This window comes from Pseudomonas sp. R1-18 (genome assembly GCF_051132095.1).
Lineage (GTDB): Bacteria > Pseudomonadota > Gammaproteobacteria > Pseudomonadales > Pseudomonadaceae > Aquipseudomonas.
The window spans coordinates 2,903,095-2,918,128 of record NZ_CP071658.1 but is presented as its reverse complement, the minus strand read 5'-3'; the positions used below and the strand labels follow the sequence as shown (position 1 = coordinate 2,918,128).

The following is a 15,034-nucleotide window of genomic DNA, read 5'->3' as shown; positions in this document are numbered from 1 at the left end:
AGGCAAAGCGCGCATTGTAGTGGCAGAGCCCGCGCGGCGCACGCTTTGCAGACGGACAACCCGGATCGCGTTCAGCAGTCTTGCCGAACGCGCGCTCCAGAAAAGCCCGACACTGGCTTCAAAGCGGCCGCAAACGAAGAATCTTCGCGCCGTCGAACGGGTCGCTGAGCCAGCGGCCTTCCACGGCGAAGGTCGTGCGCAAGCGTTCGGGCGTCAGCACTTCGGTCGGCGCTCCCAGTGCCGCGAGCCTGCCGTTTTCCATGACCGCGACCCGGTCGCATTCGAGCGCCTGATTCAGGTCGTGCAGCGCAATGACCGTGGTGATCGGCAGCGCCCGGATAAGGCCCAGAATGGTCAGCTGATGATGGATATCGAGGTGGTTGGTCGGCTCGTCCAGCAGCAGGATCTGCGGCCGCTGCGCCAGCGCGCGTGCGATGTGCGCGCGTTGCCGTTCGCCGCCGGACAGGGTTTGCCATACCCGGTCACGCAAATGCAGCAGACCGACATCATCGAGCGCCTGATGCACGATCGCATCGTCGTCGGCGCTCCACGGTGCAAGCGCCGACAGCCACGGCGTGCGACCGAGTTCGACGGCATCCAGAACGCGGATGCTGTCGCTGGTTTCGGCCTGCTGTTCGACCACCGCGAGCACGCGAGCGACGTCACGTCGTTGCATGTCGGCCATCGTCCGGCCGTCCAGGTGAACCTCGCCGCAGGTCGGCGCCAGGATGCCGGACAGGAGGCGAAGCAAGGTGGATTTGCCCGAGCCGTTCGGGCCGACCACGCCCAGGGTTTCACCGGCGGCGATGCTCAGGCTGACGTCGCGCAACAGCGTCTGACCCTTCACGCTGTAGCACAGACCTGTACAACCGAGCGTGGGACTGGCGGCAGTCGCGGTGCCCGTCTCGGGGTGATCGACGCGCGGCAGGAAGGCATTCATCGCATGGTTCTCCCGCGTACCAGAATCAGGGCGAAGACCGGCGCGCCCACCAGCGCAGTGATCACGCCGATAGGCAGCGTCTGGCCCTTGATCAGCGTGCGAGAAATCACGTCAGCGGCGATCAGAAACAGCGCCCCGCATAGAGCGCTGAGCGGCACCAGCCGAGTATGCCGCACGCCGACCAGCATGCGCACCGCATGCGGGATCACCAACCCGACGAAGCCGATGGAACCAACGATCGACACCATCACCGCGGTGACCAGCGCCGCGCAGGCGATCAGTACGATCTGCACGCGGCGCACGGCGATGCCCAATGAGGCGGCCGAATCGCTGCCGAAGATAAAGGCATCCAGCGCCCGCCTATAGAACATGCACACCAGCAGCCCCAGCAAGACCGCCGGCACCGCTAGCCACACCGAGTGCCATCGCACGCCGCTGAGGTTGCCCAGCAGCCAGAACATGATCCCTCGCGCCTGCTCGGAGCTGGCCGACTTGGTGATCAGGAATGAGGTCAGCGCGTTGAATAGCTGTGAGCCGGCAATCCCGGCCAGGATGATGTGACCCGCTGCGGTTGAACCCCGGGACGAACGGGCGAGCAGGGCAACCAGCGAGAAGGCCGCCACCGCACCGACGAACGCGCCCGCCGACAGAGATATCGCACCGGCACCGAAACCGACCACCGCGACCAGCACCGCGCCGGTCGAAGCACCGGCGGAAATGCCCAGCAGGTAGGGGTCCGCCAACGGATTGCGCAGCAACGACTGCAGCACCACGCCGGAAATCGCCAGCCCCGCGCCGCACGCTGCGGCGACGATGGCGCGGGTCAGCCGGTAGTTCCAGATAATGCCTTCGTCGATAGGGTCCAGCACATAACCTGCGTCCCACAACTTATTGGCGAGCGTCTGAAGAATCACATGCACGCTGATGCTGGTTTCGCCGATGGCGGTACCCGCGAGCACGGCCGCCAGCAGGAGTGCGGCGACCCAGAGCGAATGGCCTAGCGCTACGGAGATCTTCATGGCGCCTTGCTGAACCGGTCGGCGGCGCTGGCGAGTTCCTCGATGCCGGTGAACAGCCGCAGGCTGGCCTGCATGCCGTCAGCGTCGATGATCACGATGCGGTCATTCTTCACCGCGTCCATGTTGCGAGTGACAGGGTCGGATTTGAGGAATTCAAGTTTCTTGCGATAGTCGTCGGCCGGGAAGCGGCGGCGATCCATGCGGGCAATCACGATAATGTTCGGGTTGGCTTTGGCGATGGTTTCCCAGCCTACGGTCGGCCATTCTTCGTCGGATTGCACGATGTTGCGCATGCCCAGGCTTTGCAGCATGAAATCCGGAATGCCCTTGCGGCCGGCGACATAAGGGTCGATGTCCAGATCGGCGCTGGAGAACCAGAAAACAGCGGACACGTTCTTGTCGTGGTTGCGCTGCACGTTGGCGAGGGCGGTCTTCAGGCGCTCTTGAAGTTGCGCGATCAGTTGCTGGCCGCGATCCTGCACGTCGAAGATCTGCGCCAGCTGCTCGATGCTCTTGTAGATCGATTCGATGCGGAACGGCTCAAGACGCGTGCCGTCGGCGCCGACCAGATTGTCCTTGCCTTCGCAGTCCGACGGCATGAGGTAGGTCGGAATCTTCAGTTCATGAAACTGCTCACGGGTGCCGACCACGCCTTGCTTGCCCACCATCCATTCCAGTTGAACGGCGACCAGCCCCGGCCGCTTGCCGATCACCGACTCGAAGCTGGGTTCGTTGTCCGCCAGGCGCTCGATGGTGTCGTTCTGCGCCTTGAACTGCGGCAGTACGTCGTTGAACCACAGCGACGTACCGACAAGTCGGTCGCCCAGGCCAAGTTCGTAGAGCATTTCGGTACCGGCCTGGCCGATAGTCACCGCCCGCGCAGGTGCCTGAGCAAACGTCAGCTGCATGCCACAGTTTTCCACCGTCAGCGGATACCGGGTGGGGGCGGCAACGCAGAGCGTAGAAAGGCCGAGGGCGGTGATCAATGTGGCGAGGCGCGGCAATGACATGAAATGCGATCTCCTTTCGTACGTGTGCAAGGCGCAAGGTACTTGCAGGAAACACATCCCGGGCCGCTGCCGACAAGGCAGGGCAGAAAAGAGCGCAGCGAATGCGCGCGGATGTCCTTCCCGGACACCCCGCCGGTTAGTGTTTGCAGCAGGTCGGCAGGTCTCCTGACTGGCATGTCATGGCCATGTTCCGGCCTTCCCGGGGAGAACCCAGTGGCCAAGCAGATGCTCGAAACAAGACTCGATGCCTACAGTTGCGGGGGCAGTTCCGGTTACGGCCCGTTGGACGGAGCCGCGCGAATTCCCTGTTAGTTCCTTTCGGAAACCGACGGGGCGGCATGTTATATGATAACGAAATCAGATGCTAATGCTTTTGCCGGTGGGAAAGCGCTCGCCATTGCAAAGCGCGGCACACCCCAGTGGCTGCCGCCTGCCTTGCAAACTCACGACCGAATAGCCGATAAAACTTCGGCGTGGTAGAGCGGGGGGATGGAAAGTGCGGCGGGCCTGGCGCGGTGCGGGCCCGCCGTGACATCAGCTGACCTTGAAGCGACGTACCAGCGTGATCAGCCGTGCGTTGGATTCCGACAGCGCCGCGGTGCTCTTCTCGTTACTGGAGCCACCTTCGACCAGCTCCTCAACGATGTGGCGGACGGCGATGATATTGCGGCTGATCTCTTCGGACACGGCGCTCTGCTCTTCGGCGGCCGTCGCGATCTGGGTGCTCAGGTCGTTGATGCGCAGTACCGAGTTGGTCATGTTGTCGAGGCCCGAGTTGACCGCATTCGTCTTGCCGGCCGTGGCCTGACAGCTCTGGCGCGTTTTCTCCATGGCCGCGACGGCGGCGCTGACGCCTTGCTGCAGGCTGGATAGCATCTCGTTGATTTCCGAGGTGCTGGTCTGGGTGCGCGCGGCAAGGGCCCGTACCTCGTCCGCGACCACCGCAAAGCCTCGGCCCTGTTCGCCGGCGCGTGCCGCTTCAATGGCCGCGTTCAACGCCAGCAGGTTGGTCTGCCCGGCAATTTCACCGATTACCGCCAGTACCGCGTTGATACGTTTGGCGTCTTCCTGCATCGACTGCACTTTGCTGGTTGCCGAATCGACTTCGCTGATCAGCGCCGTGACGCTGTCCGAGGCCTCGATGACCACGGTTTTCGACACCTGAGCGTCCTGATTGGCGGACTGGGTGAAGTCTGCAGTCTGCGCCGCACTGCGGGCCACTTCTTCGGCCGTGGAAGACATCTGGGTGATGGCGGTTACGGCCTGATCCGTTTCGCTGGCATGGCGGACCAGAATGGTGTTGGTCGCGCTGGCCTGATGACGAAGCTGATCGATACCGCTGGCAATGTCGCTGGTGGAAGTACTGACTTCGACCATCATGCGTTGCAGGTAAGCGATGAAGCGGTTCACCGATTCGCCCACCTGGTCGACTTCGTCCTGGCCTTTGACGGCGATGCGGCGAGTCAGATCGGCATCGCCGGCCGACAGCGAGTCGATGTTGGATTTGAGTACGCCAAGGCGTTTCATCAGCGCCCGGAGCGCAACCATCATCAGCACCAGCAGCACCAGAACCATGGGGATCTGCAACCAGGCCAGTGTCTTGAGCACGGTCGCGCTCTGGGCCATGAGCAGGTGCGAGTTCTGCGCAACCGCCAGAACCCATGGCGTGCCGGTGACCGGCAGGAGGAACAGCGTCGACTCTTCGCCGTCGCTGCTTTCATAAGTCAATCGCGAGCTGCCGGTGTTGTGGGCGGCCAGCGCGGTCTTGATGGCGTTGATGAAAGTCGACTGGCTCGCCAGCTCGGAAATGTTGCGCAGCACGATCTTGTCGTTGCTGCCCGGAACATTCGACAGAATCTTGCCATCCGCTTCGAGGATCATGATCCGCGCGTTGGCTTCGCGCTCCTTGGCTGCCACCAGCTCGTTGAAAAAGCCGAGGGTCACGTCGATGGTCGACACGCCCCAGGCCTTGCCGTCCTTGGTAATCGCCATGGCGCAGTTAGTGCGTGGTTCAGGGCTTGCGGCGTCCTGATACGCCGGCGCCCAGGCGCATTTGCCCGCCGGCGAATTCAGGCCGCCCTTGTGCCAGCCCTGGTCAAAATAGTTGAGCGATTCAGCGGAGTTCCAGTGTGTGTTGACGATCAGCTTGCCCGAGGCATCACGATGGAAGAACGAGCTGTGTTTCGCACGCCCTTCGGTACGCACGTTCGGGAGAGGCCAGATGCCGCCGCCGAAGACCTTGGCCTCGCCGTATTGGTTGACCATGAACGGCAGAAGACGGTCGATTTCGTCGCTGGACAGTTGCGGTACCAGCTCGGTAATCACACGAGCCTGGGCCTGCACGCGGGCCAGCTCGGTGCGGATCTCGTCGCTGATGTCACCGGCCTTGGAGGTGAGGATGCTTTCGTCGGTGGCGGTAAGCCTTGGCGTAACGAATTGGCCGATGCCATAGATTGTCAGAAAGATGACCACTGCCATGAAGCTGAGGAAGGTTGCGGTGTAGCGTGCTTGCACGGTCTTGAACGTGGCCATTGTGATCCCTGAGGCAAATGGAGAGAGGCTGATAGCTCAGGTGTCGGCACTGGGGACGGATTCTTGACACGACAAACTGCCATCCCCGGGCAAAGCGACGGGCGGCGGGGCGGGAAAGAAATCCGAAGAGGCGCCGGCCTCGACAACAGTTGAATGACAGATGCCGCCACAGTGTTTCCCGGGCGGCATTCACAGCGCCGAAGCGTTCGCCGTAATGGCGATCTAGAAGATGTAGTCAGTGGTCAGGAAGTTCGATTCCCGATTACGAATGATGTCGCTGACCAGCGCTTTGTTGTTGTCCTGGAATCTGGTAGCCACCAGCGTGCGAATTGAAAACACCCGCAGGGCGTCATGGACCGACAGCGTACCTTCAGCCGAATTCTTGCGTCCATTGAACGGATATTGGTCAGGCCCGCGCTGGCATTGCGTGTTGATGTTGATACGCCCCACCTGATTGGCGAAGACGTCGACCAGTCGACCCACCTGCTTTGAATCGCGGCCGAAAATACTCAGTTGCTGTCCGAAATCGGAGTTCAGCACGTAGTCGATAACCTCATTGATATCGCGATACGGCACGACCGGGACAACCGGGCCGAACTGCTCTTCGTGATAGACGCGCATTTGGTCCGTAACCGGGTAGAGCAGGGCGGGATAGAAGAAACTCTCGCAGAACTGCGCGCCGCCAGTGTTTACCACCTTGGCACCTTTGCCGAGCGCGTCGGCGACCAGCCCTTGCAGGTAGTCGGTCTTGCCCGGCTCCGGCAACGGCGTCAGCGATACGCCCGGTTCCCACGGCATGCCCGGCTTGAGTTGAGCGAGCTTGTGCTGGAACTTCTCCAGGAAACTGCCAGCCACGTCTTCGTGCACGAACAGGATTTTCAGCGCCGTGCAGCGCTGGCCGTTGAACGACAGCGAACCGGTCACCGACTCGCTGACCGCATTGTCCAGATCGGCATCGGGCAGCACGATACCGGGGTTCTTGGCGTCCAGGCCCAGCGCGGCGCGCAGGCGGTGCGGGCGAGGGTGGAGTTTCTTCAGGTCGCTGGCAGCCTTGTTGGTACCGATGAACGCGAAGATATCAATCATGCCGCTGGCCATCAGCGCGCTCACCGTGTCGCGACCACTGCCGTAGATCACATTGATGACCCCTGCGGGGAAGCTGTCGCGGAACGCTTCCAGCAACGGGCGAATCAGCAGCACTCCGAACTTCGCGGGCTTGAACACTACGGTGTTGCCCATGATCAGCGCCGGAATCAGCGTGGTGAAGGTTTCGTTCAGCGGATAATTGTAGGGCCCCATGCACAGGGTGACGCCCAGCGGCACGCGGCGGATCTGCCCGAGCGTGTCCTGCTCCAGCTCGAAGCGGCTCGACCTGCGGTCCAGCTCCTTGAGCGCATTGATGGTATCGACGATGTAGTCACAGGTGCGGTCGAACTCTTTCTCCGAATCCTTGAGGTTCTTGCCGATCTCCCACATCAGCAGGTTGACCACTGCGGTGCGCTGCTCACGCATACGCTTGAGGAACGCCTCAACATGCTGGATCCGCTCGGCCACCCGCATGGTCGGCCAGCGTCCCTGGCCCCGGTCATACGCCTGAACGGCCGCATCGAGCGCGGTCATTGCGGTCGGCGCATCCATCAGCGGCGTGCTGCCCAGAATGACCGGTTCCAGCCCTTGCGCATTGCGCAGATAAACCGGGCTGCGGACAGGCGCCAGCGGCCCGGCCCACATGCGCAGCTCGCCGTTGACCAGATATTCGCGTTGCTCAACAGGTTCCCCGAGCTGGTACGCCTGCGGAATGTCTTCGGCGGAGGGGAACAGTGTTGCGAGACGGTTCTGCAAGGGCATTTCTTTCACCTCGTATATTGAGCGCCTGGAGCGGATCCCGACACACTACGCCACGCTCGACCGGCCATGAACCCCACCGACGGCAAGCATCGGATATTTAAAGGAAAAAACTTTGAGGGTCGTGCTTGACTTCCTCTTCGTAATCAGTAACATAGCGCTCATTCCGCGATAGCTCAGTTGGTAGAGCAAGTGACTGTTAATCACTGGGTCCCTGGTTCGAGTCCAGGTCGTGGAGCCACTTTAGATTCAAGGCGTTGCAGCGAATGTGTAGGAAATGTCCTCACATTCGCACCGCTGCCGAAGCCAGGTTCAACACCTTGGCGGTAGTCGGAAATATGGCTTGAATCGCCCTTCGAAACACTATTTCATCCGACCACAGGTCACGCAGCGCTGCCTCTAATCACTCGATGCAGAGGCCGGCGACATGAAATCGCATCCATCGTTTCAACCAAAGGCGGACCGGGCAAGACCACGGCCACTGCCGATCCTGGCGCGTTCTGCGCCGATGGCAACCTCAAAACCTTGCTTGTAGACCTTGATACCCAGCCTTCGCTGTCCTCTTTCTATCACGTGGACCATGAAGCATCCGGCGGCACCTATCAGCTGATCGCACAAAACGACACCCAGCCGGAGGTCATCCTCGGCCACAAGTGCATCCCAACCTGTCTTTCACTGCTGTCGTCACATCCTGACAGCACGGTGACAGCTATCACAGCCAGGCAGTGCCCGATTCGGCGACGAGGCCTTGCGATCTCCTGTTCATTAAAGCAATTCAGTCCTGATTGATTGTCGACTTCACCCGAGACATGCAATGGCACACGCAGACGGTTAGTTCCGAGCGGCTCACTGCTGCGACGCTTGGCTACGTCATCGGTTCGGCTTAGTGATGATCAGCGTCGTCCCTCTGTTGCCATCCTCATTGCTAAGCCGGCGAGCACCGTTCCCATGAACCAGCGCTGAACCAGTGCGAACGCAGGGCGACGGGTGAACAGGATTGCCACGGAGGCAGCTGACATGACAATCAAGGCATTGACCACGACGCTGATGCCGATCTGCATCGTTCCAAGTACCAACGCCTGACTCAATACGCTTCCCTTAGCCGGATCTATGAATTGGGGCAGCAGGGACAGATAAAGCACGGCGATCTTGGGGTTCAGCAAGTTCGTCAGGAAACCCATTAGTAAAAGCTTGCAGGGACTGTCCTTGACGAGATCCTTTACTTGGAAAGAGGAACGACCGCCAGGACGCACTGCTTGCCAAGCCAGCCACAGCAGATAGATGGCTCCAGCAAAACGGACAGTGTCATAGGCAAACGGGATGGCAAGCACGAGCGCGGTGATACCGAACGCGGCGCAAAGCATGTAAAAGACAAAGCCTAGCGCGACCCCGCCAAGCGAGATTAGCCCAGCCGCTCTGCCCTGAGAAATTGATCGCGATACCAGGTAAACCATGTTCGGGCCTGGCGTCAACACGATGCCCATTGCGATGACTGCGAAGCCTAGAAGATTGCTCAGCTCCATTTGCTTGTTTCCCTGACAAAAGCCTGGATTGAATTCCTGAACGGTCTCATCTTCCAGAGTGTTGGAGAACGAAGCTATTCATTTACCGGTTGAATCGCGGAACTGTACCACTGCCCCAGCGCGTTCGGGCGAGAGGGGGGCGGGAAGCCGCCAGGCTGTCATCCTTCAAACCGACGGTAATCATCGTCAATTCACTTTAATCAGTAAGGCGTTCAGATTGCTGTCCTTAAAAGCCCGCATTCAAAAATGGCAGTCCGCATTCTCCGCCGATGGACGAATCAAATGTTGGACAATCATGGAGCGGTCAACGTGGCAACTCCTTGAGCAGCACGGCGAGCTGACTTGCCCGATCAGCCATGCTGACGACGATCCGATGTTTAAAGCAGCATACGCTTGGCTAAAAGCCTCCATGGCTGATGCTGGGATTAGCCCGACGTTGCCAGGCCTGACGCCGTGGTGGTGCTGGATTCGCCGAGAGGAAGATCACCCCGAACCCTACATCGAAGACTTGGGAGGTCTGACAGATCCTGTCGTACTGCAGCTCTCTATCCCGTTCCACCTCGTAGTGCTTTCCTGCTTCGATCTTTGGCATTTTGTGCTCAACCGAAGCTACGTTTACACGTCCGAGCTCGACGACCAAGAGTTCGACAAGGCTCTACAGATGGCCCCAAATGGATCCGCCGCCGCACTGCGGCTTGAAGACCGTCTGCGAATATCATGGGAGGCTATCTTTGAGCTCGATCATTGTGCGGTCGATACGGGGCCGCTTGAAGCCAAGAGCATACAGGGCTGTTTTTGGACGCTGCGGCGTGCGTACGTAAACGCTGTGCTTGAGCCCAGCTGCCTGACTAGCTATAGCAATGAGGGGTCAGATAGCGGTGCTGGCTGATGTGCAGTGGGAATAGGCCCGCATGGCGTTCAGCCGCTCGATCTACTTATTATCAGCCAGGCGATGACAGCTACAAACGGTGCGAGCAACGCCACGCCTCCGACCACCAACGCCCAGCCCCAAGCGAAACCCCGTTCGCCTTTAAACCTGCCACCGCTTAACGCTTTCAATATGCGCACGCCGATCCGGTGGGCTAGCACGTTAAAGAAAGCGTCGAGCATTTCATCCAGCATGATCATGGCGGTGCCTCGAAACTTTCGGTTAAACGAACGATATTGTGCATCCAGGTTGATGCGCTCGTGCCTTACCTTGAACTGCTGATTCGGGAGCGCACTAACCACGCCTTCTCCGACAGATTCGTAGCTCTGCATCCACGCCCGCTCGCCCGTCACGATCGAGGGTTTTGGCCGTGGCCGATCCTTGGCCGCCAAGTTTCGCTGGGCCAACATCCAGTTGTGCAGTGCCTGAATGATCGGTACCGCCATTTCCTGGCGCATTCGCTAGGTGGACGAGACGAGCAGGGTTGTAAGGGATCTGTTCAGCCGCTCGGAAAGGACTCGGAAATCTGTTTGGCAACGTAATCATGCATCCAGGAACTGCCCCCAGCAAATTCAAGTTCGTCATCACTGGCAAAGAATGTCAGCACCGGGCTGACTTCCTGAGCGTTCACGCTTAAATCTGAGAGACCGTCAATCAAAGCAGCGTGATCCATCCCGCATAAGCTCACCAGATTTCAGACGAATTACGAGATTGCTGTCGTCCTGCTTGAGCCTGGCGAGATATTTTCCCACTATGGTTCAGCTGCGGTGCCGGTAGCGTCTCCACTTGGCTGGCTTGAGCTCGTGCACGCAACCACGCCGGCAACCTGCTCGGACATTGCTCATCTTCGACAAACCCCCAGCCCGAACAGGCGGGGCAATCCTCCCGCAGCGCGAACAGATCACGGCATTGCGAGCACTTGCGAAAAATCGAGAAGTCGTGCGCTTCCCACAGTTTGAGGTAGCGATCAAAGCCACCGTGCTCCAGGGCCAGTGCCGCGGCATCGATCAACGCGCGGTACCGATCCGGGTCATCCAGCCGCTGGCGCAGAACTCCTTCGATTTGTCTCTGGGTCTCAACCAGTGTCAAACGCTGGCCGTCTTCGGTGTAGATGAAGCGTTCTTCAAGCGTCCCGTACTTTGCATAGGTGCCGGTGATGATCGAATTGTCGTCCTTCAGAAACGCAAAATAGCCCGCATGATGGGGGTCCTGATCCGGTTCATGGAGGTAGTAACGACCATGTATCAGGCTGCCGATTTGCACCGCATTCGGGTCATACACCGCGTAGTGGGAAGCGGGATGGCGCCAGTCGCGGTTGCCGTCTTCGGTGTAGTGAAAGAAGGCTGCGCGGGCCAGCTCGACCAGGTCGAAGCGCTCCAGCGGATCGATCATGGCCGCCGCCTGCAGGTCGTCCGCCATCCGCGTCAGGAAACGATGGTTGAGCCCTGGGGTGGACCATTCACGTTTGTCGTTGAGGCGTCGGTGCCACTCGGCAAGGAGCTCCGTCTTCTTGTTATGGTCCATAGTGTGTACGTCAGAATGTGTATTTATATACAGTAGTGGCGGAATGCGCTGGCAGGCAAACCGAGTCCGACGAGAGGTAGCGCTATATAAGTTATTGATGTGAAACAGGTCTTACTCCAAGCCGCTCTCTGCCTGACGGGTTGACCTCGCGAGTCCGAGTCGTGATGTCACGCGTGATGTCACTCGTCGAAATTTCCTACATCCGACATTGACCTGATCCGGCCTAATGCGTTTACTGTATATACATACAGATAATCCATCCACCTACAGGCTCGCATCATGAGTGTCACCATCCTTGGCCCCTTGTCGGCAGGGAGCGCTTCGCTCCCGTTTCTCTCATCCCTGGTCGCAGCGGGGTTTCCGTCGCCCGCGGCGGACCACATCGAAAAGCACATCTCGCTCGATGAGCTATTCGAAATCCGGGCACCGCACGTGTACCTGGTAAAGGTGGAGGGCGACAGCATGCAGGGGGCAGGGATCTACAGCGGTGACATCGTGATCGTCGACCGCAGCGTGCAAGCCGAGCATGACGACATCGTCGTGGCCTCCATCAATTGCGAACCGGTGTGCAAGCGCCTGTACAGGCGCGGTGAGACAGTGATCCTCAAGTCCGAAAACCCAAAATATCCGCCGCGACACGTTCTGGAGGGTGACGAGCTGGTCATCTGGGGCGTGGTGAAGTACAGCGTGCGCGATCATGACCATACCTGAGCCGGTTTTCGCACTGATCGACTGCAACAGCTTCTACGCCAGTTGCGAACGCGTGTTCCGACCGGACCTGGCCAAAACCCCCATCGTGGTGCTGAGCAACAACGACGGCTGCGTCATCGCGCGCAGCTACGACGCCAAGCCGTTCGTGAAGATGGGTGCGCCGTATTTCCAGATCAAGGACGTGCTGCGCCAGAACGGCGTGGTCGCGTTCAGCAGCAACTACGCGCTGTATGGCGACATGAGCGAGCGGGTCATGGCGATCATCGAATCGATGGTGCCGGCGGTGGAGGTCTACAGCATCGACGAAGCCTTCGCCGACCTGACCGGCATGCCCGGCGACCTGACCGTGCTTGGGCGAAGCATCCGCTCCACGGTGTTCCGCTGCACTGGCATTCCGGTCGGGGTCGGCATCGCGCAGACCAAGACGCTGGCCAAGCTTGCGAACCACACCGCCAAGCGCCTGCAAGGCGTGACTGGCGGCGTGGTGGACATAACCGACCCGTTCAAGCGCGACTGGGTGCTGCGCAACACCGCGGTGTCTGAAGTCTGGGGCGTGGGCAAGCGGATGAAAGCGCACCTGGAAGCGATGAACATCCACACGGCCATGGACCTGGCCAGGGCCGACGCACGCACCTTGCGCGAGCGGTTCAGCGTCGTGATCGAAAAGACCGCCCGCGAGCTGGCCGGTACGCCATGCCTGGAGCTGAGCGAAGCTGAGCCGCCCAAGCAGGAGATCTGTTGCAGCCGCATGTTCGGCACGCGCCAGACCCGCATCGAGCCGATCAAGGAAGCCGTGGCCACTTACACCCAACGCGCTGCTGAAAAGCTCCGCGCGCAGAGTTCACTGTGCAAGAAGATTCGCGTCAGCATCCGCACTGGCATGTTCAACCCGGAAGAAGCCAAGTACGCCAACGGTGCGCTGGTCGAACTGCCGTACCCCACCAATGACGTGCGACTACTGACCAAGGCGGCGACCGAAGCGGTCAACCGGCTGTTTCGGCCAGGGTTCAAATACAGCAAGGCGGAGGTGCTGCTGATGGACCTGCGGCAGCCTGGGGAATTTACCGATGACCTGTTTGCGGCTTCGCAGCCGGCGGCAGCGGAAAAAGTGATGGGTGTACTGGACGAAATCAATGCGCGCTGGGGCAGGGGAACGCTGCGGACGGGGAGCGTGCCGATTGATCCGGAGTGGGCGATGCGGCGGGATTTGATGAGTCGCAGTTATACGACGCGACTGGATCAGTTGTGGGTGGTCAGGGCGGAGTAAAGTCTGTTGACGGCGCGTGGCCTAATCTATTGATCATCGACTGTTGATGAGCTGATGGTCCGATTGGTCATTCCGCTCAGGGTCGATTGTTGCCGTTCGCGCTAAGCAAAGCCGGTCAAGGTTTCGTTCGGCAAGTAGTTGGTGGTGGAGGTTGATCCGCATGACAATCGCACCCCTTAACAAGCGATTACAAGGAAGATGTTTTAAATAGAAAAATCAGAGGGTTAGAGGTTTTCATGTTACGTGGCTAATGGCGGAATGCGCCGACCTGCATGAGTCTTGGAGCTCTTATTACGTGGCCTTTACCGATGTGTGAGGCAGCTGCAAGCAGCTGCCTCGGCCTAAGTGGATCATCCCTGGTGGCGCTGTGATCAGCTCGATATCGTTGAGCGCCCAGATCTCAATAGAACCAATACCCCAAGAATGGCCGAGAGGATGGAGCCCATTAGCACTCCAACTTTAACTTCATCTATCAAGTGGGGAGCGTTTGGAAACGCGAGTGCGCCTATAAAGAGGCTCATCGTAAACCCAATGCCGCACAGGAGGGCGACCCCATATAGCTGGGACCAACTGCAGCCTTCAGGCAGCCTTGCCATGCTGGATTTGATAGCCAGCGCCGCTAAGCCAAACACGCCAATTTGTTTGCCCAGGATTAGGCCTAAAGCTACGCCGAGCGGTACCGGATCGATGAGGTTCTCTGGGGTGATACCTGTAAGGGATACGCCGGCATTAGCGAATCCGAAAATTGGGATGATCCCGAACGCCACCCATGGGTGCATCTTTTCCTCCAGGTACAGAAGTGGCGACAAACGCTCATCTTCCATGTCTCCCATTGGAATGCAGAGTGCGACGATGACCCCTGCCAGGGTCGCGTGGATGCCGGACTGAAGCATGAGATACCACAGCGCTGCGCCGGCTATCAGATAGGGCAGCAATCTTCTTACACCGCAGCGGTTGAGTATTACGAGAAGAAGAATCACACCTAGAGACGCTATCAGCATGCTGATGGACAACCCGCTGGTGTAGAACAACGCGATGATGAGGACTGCTCCCAGGTCATCAAGGATAGCGAGTGCGGAGAGAAATATTTTTAAGGATATTGGGACACGCTTGCCAAGCAGCGATAGCACTCCTAAAGCAAATGCGATATCGGTCGCGGCGGGAATAGCCCACCCGCCCATTGTTTGTGAGTCACCCCAATTTATAAGAAGGTATATGAAAGCAGGCACCAGCATACCGCCCAATGCGGCAAAACCGGGAAGAGAGCGTTGGCTCCAACTGGCCAACTGGCCGACCAACATTTCGCGTTTGATTTCCAAGCCAACCAACATGAAGAAGACAGCCATCAGGCCGTCGTTAATCCAATGTTCGATTGATAGCCCGGCTACCTTGATTTGCAGTGTCGAGAAGTAGGCGGGAGACCAAGCAGAGTTTGCGACAACGAGTGCTGCCAATGCAGCAGCCATTAAGATCAGGCCTCCTGCAGACTCGGCAGCGAAAAATCTCGACAGGAAAGCTAAGGCAGAACGGGATGCAGCAGTGTCGCGGGCATTATCCAGGCGTGAGGGATCCATACTCATAGACGTGACGGCTCCGCGCTGGCGGCCCGACCTGCGCTAAATCTATCCTGCCCTGCCGCACAATGCGGTGACACCCATTTGCGTATTCTACACAGAGTGACCATGGCATTGGGAGCGGCCTAATATCTCGCGTCCTATCTCGGCGGTGCCTATAG

13 protein-coding genes, 1 tRNA gene, 2 pseudogenes and 1 riboswitch are annotated in these 15,034 nt (G+C 59.3%); of the genes and pseudogenes, 5 read left to right on the top strand and 11 right to left on the bottom strand.

Translation table 11 applies throughout. The annotated features are described in order from the left end of the window. Positions 1–118 precede the first annotated feature (118 nt). The 6 genes and pseudogenes from J3P77_RS13420 to J3P77_RS13395 all read right to left on the bottom strand — a co-directional run bounded on the left by J3P77_RS13420 (position 119) and on the right by J3P77_RS13395 (position 7,349). The gene (locus tag J3P77_RS13420) at positions 119–940 is read right to left on the bottom strand and encodes an ABC transporter ATP-binding protein (protein WP_434677107.1); all 822 of its coding nucleotides are present in this window, start codon (positions 938–940) and stop codon (positions 119–121) included. After that, positions 937–1,959, bottom strand: coding sequence for a FecCD family ABC transporter permease (locus J3P77_RS13415; RefSeq protein WP_434677106.1), 1,023 nt, complete (start codon positions 1,957–1,959; stop codon positions 937–939). Before J3P77_RS13415 ends, J3P77_RS13420 begins: the two co-directional genes overlap by 4 nt. Next, positions 1,956–2,969, bottom strand: coding sequence for an ABC transporter substrate-binding protein (locus J3P77_RS13410; RefSeq protein ID WP_434677105.1), 1,014 nt, complete (start codon positions 2,967–2,969; stop codon positions 1,956–1,958). The genes J3P77_RS13415 and J3P77_RS13410 overlap by 4 nt, the downstream gene beginning before the upstream one ends. Positions 2,970–3,107: 138 nt before the next feature. Then, positions 3,108–3,314, bottom strand: a riboswitch (cobalamin riboswitch). 189 nt (positions 3,315–3,503) lie between these two features. Continuing rightward, positions 3,504–4,028: pseudogene (locus tag J3P77_RS13405) on the bottom strand (methyl-accepting chemotaxis protein); the annotation flags it as partial. 384 nt (positions 4,029–4,412) lie between these two features. Continuing rightward, positions 4,413–5,234, bottom strand: a pseudogene (locus J3P77_RS13400) (cache domain-containing protein); the annotation flags it as partial. A gap of 489 nt (positions 5,235–5,723) precedes the next feature. After that, on the bottom strand, positions 5,724–7,349 hold the full coding sequence (locus J3P77_RS13395; protein WP_434677104.1) for an NADP-dependent glyceraldehyde-3-phosphate dehydrogenase: 1,626 nt from the start codon (positions 7,347–7,349) through the stop codon (positions 5,724–5,726). A gap of 162 nt (positions 7,350–7,511) precedes the next feature. Between J3P77_RS13395 and J3P77_RS13390 the strand changes: the two genes are divergently transcribed. Together J3P77_RS13390 and J3P77_RS13385 are read left to right on the top strand one after the other, a co-directional pair. Beyond that, a tRNA-Asn gene (locus J3P77_RS13390) sits at positions 7,512–7,587 on the top strand. A 95-nt stretch (positions 7,588–7,682) separates the two neighbouring features. Beyond that, positions 7,683–8,135 carry a ParA family protein gene (locus tag J3P77_RS13385; protein WP_434682007.1) on the top strand — a complete coding sequence of 151 codons (453 nt, stop codon included), beginning with the start codon at positions 7,683–7,685 and terminating at the stop codon, positions 8,133–8,135. A 104-nt stretch (positions 8,136–8,239) separates the two neighbouring features. Here J3P77_RS13385 and J3P77_RS13380 read toward each other — a convergent pair whose 3' ends face one another. Next, positions 8,240–8,869 (bottom strand): LysE family translocator, encoded by a 630-nt coding sequence (locus J3P77_RS13380; protein ID WP_434677103.1) that lies wholly within the window; start codon positions 8,867–8,869, stop codon positions 8,240–8,242. A gap of 217 nt (positions 8,870–9,086) precedes the next feature. Here J3P77_RS13380 and J3P77_RS13375 point away from each other — a divergent pair, with 217 nt between their 5' ends. After that, a complete protein-coding gene (locus tag J3P77_RS13375; RefSeq protein ID WP_434677102.1) occupies positions 9,087–9,758 on the top strand; it encodes a DUF3841 domain-containing protein in 672 nt (223 codons plus the stop codon). A gap of 29 nt (positions 9,759–9,787) precedes the next feature. Here the strand turns inward: J3P77_RS13375 and J3P77_RS13370 are convergent, their stop codons facing one another. From J3P77_RS13370 to J3P77_RS13360, 3 genes are read right to left on the bottom strand one after another with little or no spacing between them, the layout of a single operon-like run. Further along, on the bottom strand, positions 9,788–10,243 hold the full coding sequence (locus J3P77_RS13370) for a hypothetical protein (RefSeq protein WP_434682109.1): 456 nt from the start codon (positions 10,241–10,243) through the stop codon (positions 9,788–9,790). Positions 10,244–10,296: 53 nt separating this feature from the next. Next, on the bottom strand, positions 10,297–10,470 hold the full coding sequence (locus J3P77_RS13365) for a hypothetical protein (protein WP_434677101.1): 174 nt from the start codon (positions 10,468–10,470) through the stop codon (positions 10,297–10,299). 11 nt (positions 10,471–10,481) lie between these two features. Continuing rightward, the gene (locus J3P77_RS13360; protein WP_434677100.1) at positions 10,482–11,321 is read right to left on the bottom strand and encodes a hypothetical protein; all 840 of its coding nucleotides are present in this window, start codon (positions 11,319–11,321) and stop codon (positions 10,482–10,484) included. 279 nt (positions 11,322–11,600) lie between these two features. On the opposite strand from J3P77_RS13360, the gene J3P77_RS13355 reads away from it, so the two are divergent. Continuing rightward, positions 11,601–12,032, top strand: coding sequence for a LexA family protein (locus J3P77_RS13355; RefSeq protein ID WP_434677099.1), 432 nt, complete (start codon positions 11,601–11,603; stop codon positions 12,030–12,032). After that, entirely contained in the window at positions 12,019–13,299 is a 1,281-nt protein-coding gene (gene umuC / locus J3P77_RS13350) for a translesion error-prone DNA polymerase V subunit UmuC (RefSeq protein ID WP_434677098.1), read from the top strand. The genes J3P77_RS13355 and umuC overlap by 14 nt, the downstream gene beginning before the upstream one ends. Before the next feature lie 371 nt (positions 13,300–13,670). On the opposite strand, the gene nhaA is transcribed toward umuC, so the two are convergent. Further along, complete coding sequence (gene nhaA, locus J3P77_RS13345) at positions 13,671–14,879, bottom strand: Na+/H+ antiporter NhaA (RefSeq protein WP_434677097.1); 1,209 nt, start codon at positions 14,877–14,879, stop codon at positions 13,671–13,673. Positions 14,880–15,034: the final 155 nt, after the last annotated feature.